Source organism: Bartonella sp. AA1HLJMS, assembly GCF_042197445.1.
Taxonomy (GTDB): Bacteria; Pseudomonadota; Alphaproteobacteria; order Rhizobiales; family Rhizobiaceae; genus Bartonella.
The window spans coordinates 1-20,432 of record NZ_JBHIRW010000016.1 but is presented as its reverse complement, the minus strand read 5'-3'; the positions used below and the strand labels follow the sequence as shown (position 1 = coordinate 20,432).

Here is a 20,432-nt window from a genome sequence, read left to right as displayed (position 1 = left end):
GCTCAAACACATTGAGAAATGTTTTTTTACAAATATGTGAATGTATAACACAATGATATTTTATTAGGGATATTCTATTTAGAACATTCCGCTTGAGACATTCTTTTTTGCAAGCTAATTTTCATTTACAATCTTTCTTGCCTTTAAGCACTAACTTATCTTATGTTTATTCTTTAAATCGTTTTTAATACTCTACGAGCTTTTATGTTTTATCTTGCCCATATATCGGATGTACATCTTTCCCCTCTCCCGCAACCTTCCCTTTTTGAACTTTCTGGGAAACGTCTTACCGGTTATCTGAACTGGCAAAAAAAACGTAAGAGTCAGATGGCAACAGATGTCCTAGAAACTTTAATAGATGCCTTGAACAAAACAAAACCTGATCACCTTGTGATCTCTGGTGATCTTGTAAATCTTGCTCTCGATAAAGAATTTGTACAAGCTCATCGTTGGCTACTTAACCTAGGAAAACCTCAAGATATTTCTTTGACATTTGGAAATCACGATGCCTATGTCCGCGGCGCTTTACAAAAAGCGTGCACTCTCTTTAAACCTTGGATTACAGGTGACATCCCTCAAAAAAGTGCCTTTCCTTATATGCGCATTCGCAAAGATGTTGCCATCATAGCAGCTTCTTCAGCCATTGCGACATTGCCTTTTCAAGCTTCTGGCTATTTTGGTAAAATGCAAGCGCAAACTTTACCGCTCTTTTTAAAGGAAGCAGCACAGCGCAACCTTTTTCGTGTCGTCATGATTCACCACCCCCCCTTTCCAAAGGCCACGTCTTGGCATAAAAAACTACGGGATATAAAACGTTTTCTAGACGTTATCAAATACCACGGTTGTGAGCTTATTCTTCACGGACATACTCATTTACCCACATTGAATTACATTGAAGGACCAATTAAAAAAATTCCTATTGTTGGAGTTCCTTCCGCATCACAAGCTTTTGGTGATAAAAAACCGCCCGCAGGCTTTAATTTATTTTCCATTGAACGCTTACAAAATCAATGGCATTGCCAATTAAAACGTTATAGCATTATCAACCCCAAAAACGAGATTGCATGTACTGAAACAATTAATCTTTAAACACCTTCATAGTTGCCCAAACAACAAAAAATAAAAATATTTTTATTTCATATCCCTTTGGAAATCATAATTCTTATTTCCCTTTTTCTCCTTAAAAGATAAAGTTTCACCTTCTCTGTCAATAGATCAATTTTTCTCAGACAGTTCCATCTGCTGCCCCACTTATGTGACTAGCTTTTTACAAACTTATCGGTTTTCTTCCTTCCCGCTCTAAAGGACGAAAATTCTACCACATCTGATTTATAAATAATTCGGATTCTTGTCTCACGGGTTCCAGCTGCTAATTGCGCATGTGATTTACTTCACAAAGCTCTACACATAAACCCTGCTTTGAATTTCATCATCCACTCCTCCAAAAGCATCTAATGCGTAAAATCCTTATATTATTACAATGATGATATTTTATAGAATAATAGAGACGCTCATTCAGCTTCTATACCTGAAAATCAATGGCTAAAAAAGCCAAATAATAACTAAAGTATATAATTTAAATAACCCAACCTACTTGTGATTCATAAACAAATGATGTTGATTGATTTATCGTAAATAGATTTGAAATGATCCATTACTATTTCACTCAAAATTTATTATCGTACATTAAAAAATTAGGAGAATAATAGATTATATTTCGATAACAGACATAGGTAATAATGTTTTTTATGTCTCAATAAATTCCTAATTTTCTCTCTATTTTTTCCTATAAATCACTTTATAATACTCTTTATAATTATTTTATTATTGAGTTATATTGCGGATGTAATTTTACGTTCTTTAGAATTTTTTGCGAGCTTTTTGTTATTAAATAAAATATTTTACGATACCGCAAAACAGAAAAGTTGATTGTATGAAAGATCTTTCAAATAAAATAAAATGCCATTAGCTTGCCAATTCACATGTTGGTTTAAAAAAGCATCTTTTAAAGCACCCAACCCCATTTCCCGACGGTACCTATGAATGATGTAATGTTAAGTCCATTTAGCAACACCATCTTCACGTTTATGGAAAAGCAAGCTAGTATCAAAATCTCACACTTTGCCACCCCCTAATGTAGCGACAGCCTTTAGCACTTAAAATGGTTCATAAGAAGCATTTTTATTCTTTCTTTAATGTTTTTATCTCACGACGCCCCCTCTTTTTGACGTGCAAAAGACATGGTTTTGATCGGTTCAATATGGTATAGGTTTAAAATGAGAAAATCTTATGACACTTGGGTCTCTCACTCAACATGACAAAAAGTAATTTATGTTTACAAATCAAAGTATTGTTCGAATAAAATAGTAGCTCTTTTGAGTAAAGGATATTTACTAGAACATATCTGAAAAATAAAAGCCTCATTCGAAAATGAGACTTTTGAAGTGTTTAATTATGCAAAAAATTAAAATTTATAAGCTACACCCACACGAAAATCATTTGTCTTGTAGCCCATTTCAAATTTATCCTGTATGAACTTCTTTTTGCCAAAATCTGAATAACGATATTCTGCACGTACAATAATATTATCAGTCATTGCAAAATCAATACCACCTCCAAGGGTATAACCAATCATGGTCTTTTTTTCATCATGCAACCAATCAGAAAAATCAACTTCTCCATTTTTGCTATCAGCTACTGCCGCAAAAATATTCTGAAGCTGCGTATAAGCAATCCCTCCAGAAATATAAGGCATCATACGCTCAATCGCAAAACCAACTCTCACCCGTGTAGCACCAGCCCATTTTTGTTTTAAAGTATGACGTACAGCTTTAATAGGTGTTGTCGAATCCTCCTCATGCAAATCTCTTGTTAGACTTGTTTTTTCTACAAGTTTTGGTGTTTCTTCAGTTGGACTTTTTTTCGGTAGATTGACATCTTTAGAATCCTTTTTACCAAACCACATAATATCTGTATCAATACCTATAATAAAACTATTATCGATATCAATATTGGAACCTGCATAAACTCCCCCGATAAAACCAGAAAGTTTAGGTAAATTCTCCTTTCCAATTGGATTCCATATCCCTGTCTCATGTTTTAAATAACTTGCAGTTGTTTTACCTGAAAAGTTACCAATCTGTCCTCCAAGATAAAATCCTGTCCAAGACAAAGCAGGTGCTGGAATAACAGGAACAGGTTGTTCAGGAATAACGATATCCGACGCCTGTACTACAGAAATTGAAATTAAAGAAAATATAGATGTTGAGGCTAAATACTTTGTAATCATAATTGCTCCCCTAAAAGCTAATGTGATACATAAATAATGGTAAATCGTTTCACAATTTTTTGAAAAAATCTATAGCAAAAATGACACAGTTAAAAAATTAAAATTAATTTTAAATAAAGCTTAAATATTATTTATAATTTCCAGAAGCTATTAATCTATAGCATCTTTTATAGCTTCATATTGATCATTATTATCTGAAATTATATAAATAATTATAATGTCAATTTTTTGAAAAAATGAGATAACGCTCATAAAAAATATGATTCACTAAATTAATCACTCATCGCTTTTTGTATAAAGAATGATACCTAGAATGGAGAATTTTTTCATCACACTTGAAAAAACAGTAGAGAACTTCACTCTAACCCTCTCAAGCGTCTATGAAATGAAAGACAAAAATTAATATATAAAAATGGAATTAATAATTTTTATTTATTCTTATAGAATTATTTTAATATTTCATGATTTTTGTAAAAACTGAACAGACCAATTGCCCAGTTTCTGCAATTAATTTTTCCACACGAAGCAAATCAGGTTCCCCAACACTATTCAACAAAAGATCACTTAATCCAGGTGGCATGTCATTGGGATCAAGAGAATCATTTAAGCAAAGCCGTATAATTTGACTCAAATTTGTATAAAGACGATAGGCATAATGTAAATCAGCAATACATGACTGATTAAGAAAACTGTTTGGTAAGTGATCTAAAATATCCGCTGTCGTCGCTCCAATTTGAAACTCCATGACATGCGTAATAAGAGAAAATTGAGCAATAAACTCCAAATCCATAATGCCACCAGACATCGTTTTTAAATCCCATTGATTTTTTGGCGGCTTTTCTTTTGCAATCAAGGCACGCATTTCACATACTTCTTTTGCAACTTCCTTCTTATCACGAGAAATAGCAATAATTGCACACACTTCATTTTCTAGTTTTTGTAAAAAATCAGGGTCTCCTGCAATGCCTCGAGCCCTTGTTAAAGCAAGATATTCCCATATCCATGCTTCTTGGCGATAATACTTTTTAAAAAATGGAAAAGAAACAGCAATAGGTCCTTTATTGCCTAATGGCCGTAACCTTAAATCAACGACATAAAGAATACCTTGGCTTGTAAGAGTGGATAAAGCAGAAACGAGGCGTTGTGCTAAACGCGTATAATATTGAGAGATATAAAGAGGCTTTTCTCCATCAGATATTTCTGCATCATCATCGTGTTCATAAAGCAAAACGAGGTCAACATCGGAATCTGCTGTTAATTCGCGACTTCCAAGCTTCCCCATACCCAATATGCCAACACGCCCCCCTTTAATACGACCATGAAGACGAGAAAATTCCTCTTGAACGGTAGCAAATGTTTTTGTAATCATAAGATCAGCAAGCGCAGTAAAAGCAAAACCCGCTCTTTCTCCTGTAATTGTACCGTTTAAAATTCGAATACCAATCAAAAAACGTTGTTCATCTGCAAAAATCCTTAAATGGTCAAGAATTTCCTCATAAGAAAGAACATTTTCAAGAAAATATTCAAGCCGTTTTTCTAAGTACGTTTTGGTCGGTAATTCTGAAAGAATATTCGGATCTAACATTCCATCAAAAACATGGGATCTGCGTGTAATAATTTCTGCAAGACGTGGAGCAGCACCCATAATAAGGACAAGCATATCCAAAAGAGAGGGATTAGACTGCAAAAGACTAAAAAGCTGAATTCCTGAAGGTAAGCCCTGTAAAAAACCATCAAAACGCAACATCGCCTCATCAGCTCGTTTTGTCCCACCAAAAGCTTTCAAAAGAGCTGGTGTTAATTCCGTTAATCTCTCGCGTGCTTCGGCTGATTGCGTTGCTTTATAACGACCAAAATGGAGCGTGCGCATAATACGACAAATATCACTTGCTCTTTCGAAGCCTAAACGGCTTAACGTTATTAATGTCTCCGGATCATCTTCTTCACCGGTAAAAACTAAATTACCAATTTCTAAACCAAGTTCTTGCTCATTCTCAAACAGTGCTGCATAATGTTTTTCAACAACCTGAAGTGTTTTTAATAAATCACGGATAAAACTGCTACTGTCTTGATAACCCATTAAATAGGCAACACTTGTGAATTGAGCAGTATCATTTGGAAGAAGATGTGTTTGTTCATCGAAAAGCATTTGAATACGATGTTCCACATTTCGAAGAAAAGCATAACTTTTTATAAGGCTATTTCTCGTTTTCTCACTGATCCAACCAAGCGTGTGAAGTTCTGCTAACATTGCAACTGTCTGACGTCCACGTAATTGAGGAAAACGTCCACCAGCAATGAGCTGCTGTGTCTGAACAAAAAACTCAATCTCACGAATACCACCACGACCTAACTTTATATTATGCCCATAAGCTGCAATTTGACCGTAATTTTTATGCGCATGAATTTGACGTTTGATCGAATGAATATCAGCAATAGCAGCATAATCTAAATATTTCCGCCACACATAGGGAAAAAGCTCTTTGAGAAAGTTAAAACCTGCCCTCTTATCACCAGCAACTGGACGTGCTTTAATCATGGCTGCTCGTTCCCAATTTTGCCCACGCCCTTCGTAATAACGCAATGCAGTCCTTACTGGTAAGGCCAAAGGGGTTGAACCTGGATCTGGACGAAGACGAAAATCAAGACGAAAAACATATCCTTCCGCAGTGCGTTCTTGAATGATACGGATTAATCGGCGTACCATTTTAGAAAATACGTCAACACTTTCAGAAAGATTACCAATATGAGGTGATGTTTCATCAATGAAAACAATAAGATCAATATCAGAAGAATAATTAAGTTCCCCTGCTCCTAACTTTCCCATCCCTAAAATAATTAAACCACAGTCTTTTTCTGGATTCTCACGGCTTAATAAATTGATCTTACCATGATCATGCGCTTCTCTTAATAGAAAACGTAGTGCTACACTTAATGCTGCTTCGCCCAAACGTGTCAACCAAGCACATGAAACTTCGTAAGTAAAAACACCACCCAAATCAGCTAAAGCAATAAGAACATGCGCTTCTCGTTTTTTGCGCCTTAAAGCAGCCATCAATGAAGTTTCATTTATAGCTTCATCCTTATCAATAGCTGTAATATCATCTATAATTTCGCTCAGCCTTGTTTCTATATCAACATTTAATAAAGCACTAAGATATGATGGGTTGGCAATTAAAACCTCACGCAAAAAAGGAGATAAGGTCATAACCGAACTGATAAAATCAATCTGCGTTCCACTCTCTGAAATGATGGAAACAAGCGATTCTAAACCTTCTTTCCTTGCTTGTTCTTCCATGTCTTTTAACCATTGGGAACCACTTTTATCGAGAGGACATAAAGGGAGAAGCTGTGTTTTAAAAAAAGCTTGTTTCATCTGTGCTCCCTTGAAAAGCATTTTGCTTTCCTTTCTATTGCTTTATACTTTTAAAATAGTTGTTACGTATGAAAAGTGAAAAGTGAAGAAAAATATCTTTAAGGAAATAACAAAACAGCCCTAAGCCCTGGATTTGCATTTTCAAGTAACAATTCACCCCCGTGAAGCTTCATAACCGCTTTTGCTATACTTAAACCAATCCCAAACCCAGGTTGTGTGCGGCTTTCTTCAAGACGAACAAATCGCTCTGTCACTTTTTCACGTTTATCCTCTGCTATTCCTGGTCCATTATCGCTCACAACAACTAATAAATGTTCATCACGATATTCCATTGATAAGCAAACCTTCGCTTGCCTTCCACCTTTAGGCGCATATTTAATTGCATTATCTATAAGATTAAAAATTGATTGCGCAACAAGCTCACGATTCAATTTTAGCTCTTTATCAAATATATCTCCCAACTGAAGTAAAACACCTGACTCTTCAGCAAAAGGTTCGTAAAGCTCAACAGCATCCTCAAGGATCAGTTTCATATTAATCATTTCAAGATGTTCAATTGCACTGCTGGCCTCAATACGTGAAATCATTAAAATCGCATTGAACGTACAAATAAGTTGATCTGATTCTGCAATAACCCTATCAAGGACCTGACGATATTCAAGCTTTGTCTTATTTCCTGAAAGCGCTTCTTCAGCGCGATTTCTAAGACGCGTTAACGGCGTTTTCAGATCATGAGCAATATTATCTGATACTTGACGTAAACCAATATTTAACTCTTCAATGCGGTCTAACATAACATTAAGATTGCTTGACAATCGATCAAACTCATCCCCTACTCCAGAAACAGGTAAACGCCCACTGAAATCACCATCCATCAAGCGCTGTGATGCAGCCGTTACATGATCAATCCTTTGTAAAGCTCTTCTGCCAACAAAAAACCATATGAGTAAAGCGCCTCCAACCATTGCAGCAAGTGCAATGATCACAGCTTTGCGAATAACAACAGCAAAACGTTCTGGCTCATCCAAATCACGTCCTATAAGAATCTTCATAGCATTAGGTAAATCAACAATAACCGCCAAAGCGCGATGTTCACTTGTTTTGCCATGTTCTCCAAAACGGGAATACAAAAAAGAGGTAGAAATAAAACCACTCTGATTCAAAAGACCTAATTCAATACGTGCTACATTTCCAGCTAAAATACGCCCCATAGAATCTGTAACAAGATAAAGAAATGCTCCTGGTTGTCTTGAACGATAATCAATAGTGCGCATTAATAAGGATAATCCCCCATAATTATAAGCATTTTCAATATACTTTAATTCTTCATGTAAAGCCTGTTCAGTTTGCTCTGTTAACAATGAAGCAGAAAATGCCGTCATATAAATAGAAAGTCCTGTTGCCACCAATCCAAACAATAAAATGTAAAGTGCTGAAAGCCTTAGCGCCGTCGTGCGCATTATATTAATCAAACGATTCATGCTTTGTTATCTGGTACTTTCAGCATATATCCAGCTCCACGCACTGTATGGAGAAGGGGAACATCAAAATCTTTTTCAATTTTGGCTCTCAAACGAGAGATATGGACATCAATGACATTCGTTTGTGGATCAAAATGGTAATTCCAAACGTTTTCCAAAAGCATAGTGCGTGTAACAACCTGCCCCGCATAACGCATCAAATATTCAAGTAAACGAAACTCTCGTGGTTGCAATAGAATGTTTCTATCACCTCGTTTTACCGTATGTGCTAACCGATCAAGCTCAAGATTACCTACACAGTAAACAGTTTCTGCTTCTTTAGGATTTTTCCGCCGTTGTAAAACTTCAACACGCGCAAGAAGTTCAGAAAAAGCATAAGGCTTTGTTAAATAATCATCTCCCCCTGCACGCAGCCCCGTTACACGATCATTAACTTGCCCTAAAGCAGACAGAATAAGAACCGGTGTTTCATTGCCTTTAGCGCGCAATTCAGCAATAATAGAAAGACCATCACGATGCAAAAGCATTCGGTCAACAACCATAACGTCATAATTTTCCGTGGTTGCTAAAGCGTATCCCGTATCTCCATCATAAGCAACATCAACAGAATGCCCTACTTCCCAAAATGCTTTTTCGAGATAATGCCCCGTCTCATGATCATCTTCAATAACGAGTATCTTCATAAAACGTATCTCCATTATTTTATTATGTTGTAGGACAAATGTTTAATAAACATTTGTCCTACAACTAAAGCCTTATTTTTTGAAAATTGGAAGAGCAACAAAACGATTTTGATCATTTGTTCGCACTTGTAAGAGTATAGCCTTTCGTCCTAACTGCTGAGCATTTTTGATTGTGTTAATAATATCAGAGACTCGTTTAACTGGTTTATTATTTACTGTCACAATGATATCACCAGGGCGTATCCCTTTATCTGCAGCATCTGAATCGGTATCGACATCCGTTACGACAACCCCTACACCATCATCAGAAGGCATAACAATCAAACCATAATCTTCCAATGTTTCATCTAAATCACTCTGTCCATTTGAATATTTTGAAGTCTCTTTCTTACTTTCGTCTTCAGACATTGAAGCGAGTTTAACCTTTATACTCTCCTCCTTACCTGATCTCCAAATCCCTATGGTTACCATTTCTCCTGGTTTAATATTTGCAATACGTTTCGCCAGCTCACGCGCATCAGCAACTTTTTCATTATTCACTGAAATAATTACATCACCCGCTTTAATACCAGCCTTTTCTGCCGGTCCTTTTAACGGATCAGTAACCAAAGCACCTTTGGCTTCTTTCAATCCTATTGAATCGGAAATCTCCTTTGTTACCGGCTGAATCTGAACACCTAACCAACCACGTTGAACTGAACCTTTTTCAATAAGTTGTTGTACAACCTGTTTTACAGTCGCTGCTGGAATAGCAAAAGCAATCCCAACATTTCCTCCAGAAGGAGAAAAAATTGCTGTATTAACCCCAACAACCTTTCCATTAAGATCAAACGTTGGACCACCAGAGTTTCCTCTATTAACAGCAGCATCAATCTGAATAAAATCATCGTACACACCAGTGCCAATATCACGTCCACGTGCAGAAACAATACCTGCTGTCACAGTTCCACCAAGACCAAATGGATTCCCAATGGCAACAACCCAATCCCCAACACGAAGCTTTGAATCATCACCAAAATCAACATAAGAAAATTTTCTTTTATCATTCACTTTTAATACGGCAAGGTCGGTTTTTGGGTCTTTCCCAATGAGCTTTGCGTTCAATTCTGTACCATCATCAAGAACAACAGTATAACTTGTTCCGTCAGAAATCACATGATCATTGGTCACAATGTAACCATCAGATGAAATAAAAAAACCCGATCCAAAAGCAACAGGACGGAGTCTCTGCGATTGGTGCGGAAATTTATTTTTAGGTTTATCAAAATCATAAAACTCTTTAAAAAATCTTTTTAAAGGATGCTGATCTGGTAATTGATCAAGTCCTGGACCACTAAAAAAGTTGCTAAAGAACCTATCTTCTTTCTTTTTATTGCTCTTTACTTGTACTGCCACAACGGCTGGTTTCACTTGAGCAACAATATCGGCAAATCCCTGTTGTTGCATTAACGAAGTAAATACAGAACTTGCATGAGCCTTTGTCATCCACAAGCTTGATGTACATCCACTAAAAAACAGTGCACTTTCCAATATCGCAGAAAAACTCACTGCGACAAATGTTTTAAAGAAAGCCTTTTTAACCATTTATTCTATGCTCCTATTCAATCATACCTTTATTTCAATTCCGATCACTTATAAAATACCAGACCTTACCATTTTCTGTCTAAATTATTAAAGTTTTGTAAGGTTTCAGTATTCCCTAATATAATTACAATAAGATTGTCTGCTCATTGCAGATGATCTGATTTTTTCTTTTATGTAACATTTTTTTAATGCAATGACATTTTTGACTGTTCTTTTTCATTCACATAACGCATGATTATTCCGTTTGAAGTGGAAAAATATGATACTTACGCCAATGATAATAATGATCAAAGGCGAGAACCATAAAAACCAAGTTATCTTATTCAATGGTGGTTTCAAGAGAATAAATTCACCATATCGCTCAACAAGAAAGTCAGTGACTTGCTGATTACTATAGCCCATTTTTAGCCTTTCCCGAATTAAAAGCCGTAAATCACGTGCTAAAGCAGCATCTGAATCATCAATTGATTGATTTTGACAAACCGGACAACGTAAATGCGATGAAATATGGCGTGCTCGCGCTTCAAGAATCTTATCCTTTAAAATCTCATCCGGCTCTACTGCTATTGCTAATCGAAAAGGAAATGTTGCAATTAAAAAAAATACAATCCAAAGAATTTTTTTCATCTCAATGTCTTTTCCAAAAATTTAAAGCAAGCACTACCCTATTGTACATGCCAATGCGAAACCAATACCCCAGAAGAGAAAGACATCCCCCCATAGCCATCATGAATGCCCCTAACCAAATACATATTACATAAGGCTTCCACCATACGTGCACAACGAGACCCCGATTATCAATATGTCCCGGTACAATATATAGCTGTGATAAGCCATGATTTTTAAGACCAACTTCTGTTGTTGATGTATTTTGGCTTGAATAAAATCGCTTTGAGGCTGTTACATTACCTACAATGTTTTTATTTTCATATATTTTAAAATAAAACTCCATTGTCGAATAATTCGAACCAACACCATCATACACTGCATCAAAATGAAGCGTTTTATCCGCTATCGTCACCCTATCCCCTACGTTCATGATTAAAATACGTTCTTGCCCAAAACTTGCCACGCAAACAATACCAAATAATGTAACGCCTAATCCCATATGTGCTATTGCTGCACCAAAAGTAGACCATGGCAATCCAAGAAATCTCTTAACGCGTACTGAAAAAGCTCTCTTACCATATCCACTCTTTCCCCATAGATCCGCTAAACTGCCTAAAAAAACAAACGCTGAAAGCCCAATCCCTAAAACTGCAAAAATATCACGCACAGATGTCGCATAAAATATTATAAAACAGACGATACCAACCAATACAAAAACAAACCACAACCGTTCAAAAACTGCAAGAAAATCACCGCGTTTCCATGCCACCATTGTCCCAAACGGAACAAACAACAACAGCAAAACCATTAGCGGTCCACAGGTAAGGTTAAAAAAAGCAGCCCCTACAGAAATTTTTTGCCCTGTTAATATCTCAATAAAATAAGGATAAAGCGTACCAATCAATACTGTTGCTGTTATTGTTGTCAGTAACAAGTTATTTAAAACAATAAACCCTTCACGTGAAATTGGTTGAAAAAATCTTTCTGTTTTTAAAATAGGGGTACGCAAAGCAAAAAGAAGAAAAGCAGCTCCCGTAAAAAAAAATAAAAGAGCAAGAATTGCTTGCCCGCGTGCTGGATCAACAGCAAAACTATGAACAGAAACTAAAAGCCCAGAACGCACAAGAAAAGTTCCCATCAGAGAAAGGGAAAAAGTAAGAAGCGCTAAAAACAGAGTCCAACTTTTCAATATTTCTCGTTTTTCGAGAACAAGAGCAGAATGTAAAAGAGCCGTTCCTGAAAGCCACGACATAAACGAAACATTTTCAACAGGATCCCAAAACCAATACCCCCCCCATCCTAGCTCATAATAAGCCCAATAAGAGCCAACCATAATACCCAATGTCAAAAAACACCAAGAAAGTAAAAGCCACGGACGAATCCCACGCGCCCAAATTCTATCAACATGTCCCATAATCAATGCCGCAACGGCAAAAGAAAAACAAAGTGAAAAACCGACATAACCTAAATAAAGTAGCGGTGGATGAATTGCTAATGCGATATCTTGTAAAAGAGGATTGAGACCATTTCCCTGCAATGCTGGTGGATTTACGCGTAAAAATGGATTGGATACAAAAAGAATAAATAAAAGAAAAGCAGTTGTAATCCAACTTTGGCAAATTAAAACAAGCGTCTTAAAATCTTCTGGCAAATGTTGGCTAAAAAAAGCCATCAATGCGCTAAAAAAAGCAAGACTTAAAACCCATAACAACATAGAGCCTTCGTGGTTGCCCCAAACACCTGTAATTTTATAGAGCATCGGTTTTTCTGAATGAGAATTCTCAACAACGTTCAAAACAGAAAAATCAGATACGACATAAGCATAAATTATCACTAAAAAAGATAAAAGCAGTAATGTAAAAGTGATATATGTTAGAGGAACAACTGTTTGCATTAACAAACGCTCTCTCCACCAAAAACCTAAAGCAGGTAAAAATGCCCCTAATAAGCTTACTGAAAATGCTGCAGCTAAAAAAATATGACCCAGTTCGACAAGCACAATCGAATTATTTCTCCATAATGTAATGTTTTTTCAAACGATCAGCTGTTTCTTTAGGCATATAAGTTTCATCATGTTTTGCTAAAATACGCATCCCTATAAAAAAGCCCTGTTTATCGAAATGCCCTTCTACGATCACCCCCTGACCTTCACGAAAAAGATCCGGTAAGGCACCATTGAAAACTACTTTTTCATGTTTTTTGTTATCCGTTACAAAAAAAACAACGCCTCTCTCTCCAACATATTGAACAGTTCCCTTTTCAACAAAGCCACCCAAACGCAAAGGGCGCTCCGTTAAAATATCTTCTCTTGTAATTTCAGAGGGCATTCTAAAAAAACTGACCGCATGACGCATTGCATACACTATGAGACTTGCTGCAATTGTCATAACCAAACAACATAATAATATGATCAGTAAGCGCTTTTTTTTTCGCTGCTCTAAAATAACCTTCCATGAGGCAGAATTCTTTAAAGATTGACTGTTCATAGACACTCTGCGAAAAAATTTACGTTATAATTAAGTATCAATATTTTATTTTTTAAAAGCTTTGCACATCTTCTACATAGGTGCAAGATTTCTTTTCTTTGTATGCTCACTCGATAAATCACGTAACTGAATTATCATTTTTTTAACACGTGATTGTCCTGAAAAATTTTCAGGCATTGTGTCAAGAAAGCTTTGTAAAAATTGCACTGCCTGCGCAGTTTTTCCTGCTTGATGCAATGCATCAGCCAACAATAAACGTGGATAAAAATCTGTTGGCGCTAAATCTGCTGCTTTTTGAAAAGCATTTTGCGCTTCTTGCGTTATCACTCCCCCTTCATAACCAACCAATGCTAAACCGTATCCTACAAGCCTTGGAGCTGTTTCTCCATTCAAACGAAGTGCATCTAAATAAGTATTCACTGCTTCTTGAAAAAGGCTTTCTTCGAGATACCCTACCGCTAACGCATCTGCTAGCTTGCCATCATGAGGTGCACGGAAAAAAAGCACTTGTAAACGAATAAGCTTTTCTTGCTTACTAAGAGTTTGAGGATCCTTATCCATTAATTCGCTAAAAAAATAACTTTTCACTTCTGGATTGCCTGTCAGCCCATAAATATTCCATGTCATAAGGAGAACAAATAAGATACTTAAAGCCTTAAGAATATTTCTTTTTTTATAATGCATATAAAGCTTGTTAAACTCAATCATACGCTTATGGCTTCTATAACCACCCACGGTTTGAACTTTCCATTCTTTTTTTATCTCATCATCAAAACGTAGTGAAAGAAAAAGAACACTTGCCAGAAAAATCAGAAAAAATGCTGCAAAAATCAATAAGAGCATATCGTTTTTTTCCAATACGAACAGAGAATAACTCGCTTACATTTTATCCTCTTCATGAGAAAAGTGATGTGAATTAATAAAAATTCATTTTTTCATGGAGAATATTATAAAATCTATTATATATATCAATTAAACAAAGAAACTAAAAACAATGTTTCCCTACTCTTTGATGTATTATCTGAAAATACTGCTTTACAAACTTTATAGATATTTCTTGCTTAAGGAGAAAATATGTTATTCTCCCATCTTAGGTAATAAAACTTTTGCATACAACCCACCCAAATCAGAACGTGATAAAAAGAGATTGCCACCATATTCACTGACCATATCTGAAACAATTGCTAACCCTAAGCCTGACCCTAGTTTACTTTCATTAAACCGCCGCCCTCTTTTTAATGCTTCATCAATTTTGTCTTCTGTTAAACCAGGACCATCATCTTCTACAAAGATACTAAAATATTCTGTTTCTTCAGCATTTTCTTCTAAACAACAAGAGATCAAAACCTTTGCGCGAGACCACTGAGTAGCATTTTCAATCAAATTCCCTATAATTTCTTCTAAATCTTCCTTCTCTCCAGAAAAAACAATATCATCAACATCCATAATAAATTGAATTTGTTTTTCAGGATTAAGCTTTTTCATAACCCGTACCAAGCGTTCAAGCACACTGCGAACAGACGTATGATAGACAACACTATCGCATTGTGCTGCAATCCGCGCACGCTGAAGATAATGATTGATTTGAGCTTGCATTATTTGCGTTTGCTCTCTCAACAAACTAGCCTTTTCTCCGCGCATCTTATCTGTCTCATTCATAATCACGGATAGAGGCGTCTTCAATGAATGCGCGAGATTACCAACCTGTGTGCGAAATCGCTCGATAATACGCTGATTATTATTAATGAGAGCATTCATCTCTTGTACAAGCGGCATCACTTCGCTTACTAAATCCGTATTCACATAATGAACTCTTCCTTCGCGAATATCATTCAATGCACGTCGAATAAGCTTCAACGGTTGAAAACTAAAGAAAATAATAGCAATATTAATAAGAACACTCCCGATACCGAAACTCCAAAGAAAAATTTGCAAAGTTCGCTTAAATTCCTTTACCTGGGCATGAGCTTCATCGATATTCCCAACAAGCCGAAAACGTGCAATATGATTTTTATTATCAAGAACAACATCACTCTCAATCACTTGTAGCTTTTGACCATTGTTCCCCGTTATCCGATAAGAGCGAAAGAATTTATTGTCAAAAGGTATATCAACATCACTTGGTGTAAATATCTCGCCTGTTCCCAATGAGGGAGATGTCAATCTTCCTTTTAAATTATGGGATATCGCAACAACTTCCCAATACCATCCTGTTGTTGGATCAGAATAACGAATATCATCAATCCCAGCCCCTCCTATCAAAGTACCTTCCGATGACACCGTCACTGTTGCAATAAGACTGTAGAGTTGAGCAGAAAGGATACGCTCTAGGCTTTGTTCAGTCGAACGCTTATAAAATAAAATACTTACTGCAGAAATCGATAAAAGAGAAATAACAACCCATAATGTTGATAAGATCATAACACGTAAACTGAGAGATCGAGTAATTACAAAAAAGAACCTCCTATACCAATTATTCTCTTCAAAAACATTCATTAATCACCTCGCGTTCTCACGCGATATCCCATTCCTCGAATAGTTTCAATCAAATCCATTCCAAGCTTTTTCCGTAACCGACCTACAAAGACTTCCACCGTATTCGAGTCCTTATCAAAATCCTGATCATAAAGATGTTCAGTAAGCTCTGTTCTTGAAATGACCCTGTCACAATGATGCATGAGATACGAAAGCAGTCTGAATTCATAAGATGTTAGTTTAATCAATTGACCATCCACAAAAACACGAGACGTCTTTGTATCCAACAAAACATTTCCGCAACATAATGCACTTGTCGCATGTCCCATAGTGCGACGAATTAATGCTCGCAAGCGCGCCATCACCTCCTCCAAATGAAATGGCTTCACAACATAATCGTCAGCTCCAGCATCAATACCGTGCACCTTATCAGACCAACGGTCTCGCGCCGTTAGCATTAAAACAGGCATGGAGAGCCCTTCTTGACGCCATTTTTCAACAACACTAATACCATCAATCTGCGGTAAACCTATATCAAGTATCACCGCGTCGTAAGACTCTGTGCTCCCTAAAAAATAAGCCTCTTCACCATCGAAAGCACTATCGGAAACATATCCTGCACGTCTTACAGCTTCTGCTAATTGATGGTGAAGATTCCGATCATCTTCAACGATTAAGATACGCATCACAACACCATCTGCCAAAAACTAATCAGCAGGAACAAAAAATTCAACACGACGTAACTTTTCACCATTACGGGCTGGTACAACAACCACAATTGCACACATGTTCTTTCCATCCTGAACAACCGGTTTTGAACGGACGAGAACCCCGCTCTCTTGTGCGGCAGCCTTCTTACCTACTTCAGCACACCCAGAAGCTAGAACAGAATCTGCTCCTAAAAAAGCTGCTATTATTACGAACAAGAATTTTTTTTTCATCATAAATATTTCAATAACCCATCTCTTCTCCTTGATAAAGGATAAAAGAAATAATGGTTTTTTTTGGTCGATTAAAAAATCACAAATGGAAACAATTTATCCTCTATCTTACAGAAGAACATATTAACATTACTCCAAATTTTTAAAAAATCAAAAAAATATTTTTAATAATGAGAATAAAATTTATTCAATAAAATAATAAAATATTAATATACTATCTTACAAAAAATGAATAATTCTAAAACAAATTCTTTCTCTGTTAGAACTATAGAAAAAAAATACTTCTACTCCATATAATTATTGTAGATTTGTTTGGTTGTATTGCTTTGCCATAGGCTCTCTTTAAATGTTTGATTTTTTTAAAAAAAAGAAAGGGCAACACCGTAAGCCATTTCATAGTCCTGCTCTCATTGAATTAGACGCACGATTAGACACAGCGTTTTATCACATTCGTTCTGCTAACAGTTTTTTCTGGAAAAAGGCAAAAATCATCTCACAAAATTTTCATCTTCAAGGATGGAAACGTTTTATCGTTGAAGTTCTCGATGAAATACTGACATTAGGGTTGATGGGATTTACTCTTTTCACTATTTTGGGCATTTCTGTTTTTGAACTGACCAAAACAGATTGGTCTTCTCCTAAAAACTTTTCCATTCTTTTTCTAGATCGCTATGGAAATTCCATTGGGCACCGTGGTGCACTGCCGGCAATCTCTGTCCCCGTTGAAGAAATGCCTGACACTGTCATTAAAGCGGTTCTCGCTACAGAAGACCGTCGTTTTTTTGATCATTGGGGCATTGATTTTCAAGGACTTACACGGGCAATTTCACAAAATATGCAAGCTAAAGGTGTGGTGCAAGGTGGTTCAACTCTCACACAACAATTGGCTAAAAATTTATTTTTAACAAACGAAAGAACCATAACACGTAAAATCAAAGAAGCTTATCTTGCTCTTTGGCTAGAAGCAAATTTTAGCAAAAAGCAGATTTTACAACTTTACCTTGACCGAGCCTATATGGGAGGAAACAATTTTGGTATTGCCGCAGCGGCAAAATTTTATTTTGGAAAAAACATACGTCATGTCTCTTTAAGTGAATCTGCTATGTTAGCAGGACTCTTTAAAGCTCCAACAAAATATGCTCCTCATAGTCATCTCTTTGCAGCTCAAACACGTGCCAATATCGTCCTTTCTAATCTTGTTAATAGTGGCTTTATGACGAAGAGCCAAATTATCAATGCGCATCGCCACCCTGCTAAGGTACTTCCCCAAAGAGAAAATAATCAGCCAGATTATTTTCTTGATTGGGCATTCGAGGAAGTCAAAAAAATGCGTAATCAACTTCCAAGCCATAGTTTAATTATTCAAACGACCCTTGATCCGAATATTCAAAAAGCAGCAGAAGAATCAATTGCATATCATTTACATCAGTATGGTCAACAATATCGCGTAACACAAGCTTCCACTGTTATACTCGATAATAACGGTGCCGTATGCGCAATTGTTGGAGGACAAGATTATAAAAAGAGTCAATTTAACAGAGCAACACAAGGCGGACGGCAAACTGGTTCTTCATTCAAACCTTATGTTTACGCAACCGCACTGGAACACGGACTGTCTCCCTCGACAATCGTTTTAGATGCTCCTATCAATTGGGGAGGTTGGACACCAAAAAATAATTCTGGCCGTTATTTGGGGAAAATTGATTTAGCAACAGCTTTAGCTTTTTCTATTAATACAGTCCCTGTGTATCTCACCTACCAATATCTTAACCGCGATACCCAACCTATCATAGATCTCATTAAAAATATGGGGATTAACGCGCATATTTTATCACACAAAACGATGGTTCTTGGCACTTCCAACATGACCCCCATGGATCAAGCTACAGGCTTTAATGTCTTTGCCAATGGAGGAATAGCGGGTAATCGTCATGGGTTTACGCAAATCAAAACAATTGATGGTCGTGTTGTGTGGGATTTCGAACATAACGGAAAAAAACTACACCGAGTTCTGAGTGAACAATCAGCAGCTTATATGAATCAAATGATGGTGGGTGTCACAACACGAGGATCTGGTAAGCGTGCTGCGTTGCCCATGACTCTTGTCGCTGGGAAAACTGGAACATCACAATCTTATCGTGATGCTTGGTTTGTTGGCTTTACGGGAAATTATACGGGAGCGGTATGGATGGGAAATGATAATTTTTCACCGATGAATCGTGCTTTTGGGGGTGGCGTTCCTGCCATGATATGGCATCGTATCATGCTTGCTGCGCATCAAAATATTATGCTCAAACAGCTCTATGGTGTTAAAGATTCTCTCCTTCCTTATCAGCCTCCAGTACTTTCTTCCCGTGTAGATTCTGAAGTTCCTTCCCCAATACCCTCTACGCTTTCTCCTGAAACATTAAATATCGTGCGATTGATTAACAAAGATCTGAAAAAACCATCTGCAATTTCTTTGAAGATGAAAACAACTGGAGATTCAACATTTTGAATTCAAGATATTCACTGATGTTTTTTAATATCACCATTTTCTTTTTTATCTTCGCTTTTTCCATTTTATGTGGAACACTGAGTGTCGATTATGTGCTCAATTCCTTTCCTCATTTTGGACTCTTTAGAATTGGAAAATGGAGTGCTTATCCCCAAATGGGAACCGCCAATATGGATCCTTATACCCGCGCCCGCACCGCTAAACAAGGCATTGTTTCACTCGGACGAACTGAAGGTATTCAATTCCAGATTTGGCAAGATAACCAAGGGCGTCCACTTCATCATCACTGTCATTATTTACTCAAAGGCACCATCCCTGAAACCCGTCTTTTTACCCTTTATACAGCTGACAAATCCCTAAAACCCTATACTTCATCCAAAGAAATACCTTTTGAACTCCACACGAACGCTATTATTTATGAGCATGATGGCTCATTGCGCATTAATATTTCACCCACACCGCAAACCGGCAATTGGCTTGCAACAGTTAGTCAAAAAGAATTCGGGCTTATTCTTACCTTATACGATACCTCAATCATCTCTGCAACGGCATTACAAAAGCTTACAATGCCATCAATAGAACAAATTCCATCAGGACAAATAAATTGTGACTAGATTTATTCATACCGCACTTCTTGCAATCATTGGCGCTATTATCGTTCATATTTGCGTTCTCTTTCTGATCCCCTATTGGGCACAAGATAATATATGGACAGCACTAAAAAAATCTGGAACCTCTTATCAATTTGTCGATTTTACGCCCAATAATCCTATTCAGCAATCTGCTGATCCACTCTTTCTTCTTAAAGTCTGCAGATTTAATCTTGAAAATGGACCTGTTCATTTAAAAGCTTTGAAAACACAACAATTTTGGTCACTAGCAGCCTACACACACGACGGAATTATTTTCTATAGCCTTAATGACCGAACAGCCCCTGATGCGACACTTGATCTTATCATTGGAAAACCAATACAAATCATAGAACTCAAAAAATCAAAACCTAAAAAAAAT

The 20,432-nt window shown here is 36.7% G+C and carries 16 protein-coding genes; 4 read left to right on the top strand and 12 right to left on the bottom strand.

Going from position 1 to position 20,432, the window contains the following annotated elements:
* Positions 1-204: 204 nt before the first annotated feature.
* Complete coding sequence (locus ACFIQE_RS05755) at positions 205-1,089, top strand: metallophosphoesterase family protein (RefSeq protein ID WP_375628204.1); 885 nt, start codon at positions 205-207, stop codon at positions 1,087-1,089.
* 1,375 nt (positions 1,090-2,464) lie between these two features.
* Here the strand turns inward: ACFIQE_RS05755 and ACFIQE_RS05750 are convergent.
* The 12 genes from ACFIQE_RS05750 to ACFIQE_RS05695 form a co-directional block, all read right to left on the bottom strand.
* Entirely contained in the window at positions 2,465-3,289 is an 825-nt protein-coding gene (locus ACFIQE_RS05750) for an outer membrane protein (RefSeq protein WP_375612993.1), read from the bottom strand.
* 451 nt (positions 3,290-3,740) lie between these two features.
* A complete protein-coding gene (locus tag ACFIQE_RS05745; protein WP_375707374.1) occupies positions 3,741-6,665 on the bottom strand; it encodes a bifunctional [glutamine synthetase] adenylyltransferase/[glutamine synthetase]-adenylyl-L-tyrosine phosphorylase in 2,925 nt (974 codons plus the stop codon).
* A 98-nt stretch (positions 6,666-6,763) separates the two neighbouring features.
* Positions 6,764-8,146, bottom strand: a complete 1,383-nt coding sequence (locus ACFIQE_RS05740; protein ID WP_375645508.1) for an ATP-binding protein — start codon at positions 8,144-8,146, stop codon at positions 6,764-6,766.
* Positions 8,143-8,829 carry a winged helix-turn-helix domain-containing protein gene (locus ACFIQE_RS05735; RefSeq protein ID WP_375629450.1) on the bottom strand — a complete coding sequence of 229 codons (687 nt, stop codon included), beginning with the start codon at positions 8,827-8,829 and terminating at the stop codon, positions 8,143-8,145. Before ACFIQE_RS05735 ends, ACFIQE_RS05740 begins: the two co-directional genes overlap by 4 nt.
* Positions 8,830-8,901: 72 nt before the next feature.
* On the bottom strand, positions 8,902-10,413 hold the full coding sequence (locus ACFIQE_RS05730; RefSeq protein WP_375611163.1) for a Do family serine endopeptidase: 1,512 nt from the start codon (positions 10,411-10,413) through the stop codon (positions 8,902-8,904).
* 216 nt (positions 10,414-10,629) lie between these two features.
* Complete coding sequence (locus tag ACFIQE_RS05725) at positions 10,630-11,040, bottom strand: cytochrome c-type biogenesis protein CcmH (protein WP_375611162.1); 411 nt, start codon at positions 11,038-11,040, stop codon at positions 10,630-10,632.
* 1 nt (position 11,041) lies between these two features.
* Positions 11,042-13,021, bottom strand: a complete 1,980-nt coding sequence (locus tag ACFIQE_RS05720) for a heme lyase CcmF/NrfE family subunit (protein ID WP_375707373.1) — start codon at positions 13,019-13,021, stop codon at positions 11,042-11,044.
* Between the two features lie 7 nt (positions 13,022-13,028).
* Positions 13,029-13,508, bottom strand: coding sequence for a cytochrome c maturation protein CcmE (gene ccmE, locus ACFIQE_RS05715; RefSeq protein WP_375611160.1), 480 nt, complete (start codon positions 13,506-13,508; stop codon positions 13,029-13,031).
* Positions 13,509-13,580: 72 nt separating this feature from the next.
* On the bottom strand, positions 13,581-14,351 hold the full coding sequence (locus ACFIQE_RS05710; RefSeq protein ID WP_375612997.1) for a tetratricopeptide repeat protein: 771 nt from the start codon (positions 14,349-14,351) through the stop codon (positions 13,581-13,583).
* A 234-nt stretch (positions 14,352-14,585) separates the two neighbouring features.
* Positions 14,586-16,004, bottom strand: coding sequence for an ATP-binding protein (locus tag ACFIQE_RS05705; RefSeq protein WP_375611158.1), 1,419 nt, complete (start codon positions 16,002-16,004; stop codon positions 14,586-14,588).
* Positions 16,004-16,669, bottom strand: coding sequence for a response regulator transcription factor (locus ACFIQE_RS05700; protein ID WP_375707372.1), 666 nt, complete (start codon positions 16,667-16,669; stop codon positions 16,004-16,006). Before ACFIQE_RS05700 ends, ACFIQE_RS05705 begins: the two co-directional genes overlap by 1 nt.
* 21 nt (positions 16,670-16,690) lie before the next feature.
* Positions 16,691-16,927 (bottom strand): hypothetical protein, encoded by a 237-nt coding sequence (locus ACFIQE_RS05695; protein WP_375611157.1) that lies wholly within the window; start codon positions 16,925-16,927, stop codon positions 16,691-16,693.
* A 343-nt stretch (positions 16,928-17,270) separates the two neighbouring features.
* On the opposite strand from ACFIQE_RS05695, the gene ACFIQE_RS05690 reads away from it, so the two are divergent.
* The 3 genes from ACFIQE_RS05690 to ACFIQE_RS05680 form a co-directional block, all read left to right on the top strand.
* The gene (locus ACFIQE_RS05690; protein ID WP_375707371.1) at positions 17,271-19,421 is read left to right on the top strand and encodes a transglycosylase domain-containing protein; all 2,151 of its coding nucleotides are present in this window, start codon (positions 17,271-17,273) and stop codon (positions 19,419-19,421) included.
* A gap of 17 nt (positions 19,422-19,438) precedes the next feature.
* Positions 19,439-20,035, top strand: coding sequence for a DUF1214 domain-containing protein (locus tag ACFIQE_RS05685; RefSeq protein ID WP_375620677.1), 597 nt, complete (start codon positions 19,439-19,441; stop codon positions 20,033-20,035).
* The coding region (locus tag ACFIQE_RS05680; protein ID WP_375707370.1) for a hypothetical protein at positions 20,028-20,432 on the top strand (405 nt) is incomplete at its 3' end. The genes ACFIQE_RS05685 and ACFIQE_RS05680, both read left to right, overlap by 8 nt.

Bases quoted from the DNA above. Each gene is read 5' to 3' on its own strand.
- ACFIQE_RS05750 (WP_375612993.1), bottom strand. From the start codon at position 3,289: ATGATTACAAAGTATTTAGCCTCAACATCTATATTTTCTTTAATTTCA.
- ACFIQE_RS05735 (WP_375629450.1), bottom strand. From the start codon at position 8,829: ATGAAGATACTCGTTATTGAAGATGATCATGAGACGGGGCATTATCTC.
- ACFIQE_RS05700 (WP_375707372.1), bottom strand. From the start codon at position 16,669: ATGCGTATCTTAATCGTTGAAGATGATCGGAATCTTCACCATCAATTA.
- ccmE (WP_375611160.1), bottom strand. From the start codon at position 13,508: ATGAACAGTCAATCTTTAAAGAATTCTGCCTCATGGAAGGTTATTTTA.
- ACFIQE_RS05705 (WP_375611158.1), bottom strand. From the start codon at position 16,004: ATGAATGTTTTTGAAGAGAATAATTGGTATAGGAGGTTCTTTTTTGTA.
- ACFIQE_RS05710 (WP_375612997.1), bottom strand. From the start codon at position 14,351: ATGCTCTTATTGATTTTTGCAGCATTTTTTCTGATTTTTCTGGCAAGT.
- ACFIQE_RS05755 (WP_375628204.1), top strand. From the start codon at position 205: ATGTTTTATCTTGCCCATATATCGGATGTACATCTTTCCCCTCTCCCG.
- ACFIQE_RS05695 (WP_375611157.1), bottom strand. From the start codon at position 16,927: ATGATGAAAAAAAAATTCTTGTTCGTAATAATAGCAGCTTTTTTAGGA.
- ACFIQE_RS05740 (WP_375645508.1), bottom strand. From the start codon at position 8,146: ATGAATCGTTTGATTAATATAATGCGCACGACGGCGCTAAGGCTTTCA.
- ACFIQE_RS05745 (WP_375707374.1), bottom strand. From the start codon at position 6,665: ATGAAACAAGCTTTTTTTAAAACACAGCTTCTCCCTTTATGTCCTCTC.
- ACFIQE_RS05690 (WP_375707371.1), top strand. From the start codon at position 17,271: ATGTTTGATTTTTTTAAAAAAAAGAAAGGGCAACACCGTAAGCCATTT.
- ACFIQE_RS05725 (WP_375611162.1), bottom strand. From the start codon at position 11,040: ATGAAAAAAATTCTTTGGATTGTATTTTTTTTAATTGCAACATTTCCT.
- ACFIQE_RS05685 (WP_375620677.1), top strand. From the start codon at position 19,439: ATGTTTTTTAATATCACCATTTTCTTTTTTATCTTCGCTTTTTCCATT.
- ACFIQE_RS05730 (WP_375611163.1), bottom strand. From the start codon at position 10,413: ATGGTTAAAAAGGCTTTCTTTAAAACATTTGTCGCAGTGAGTTTTTCT.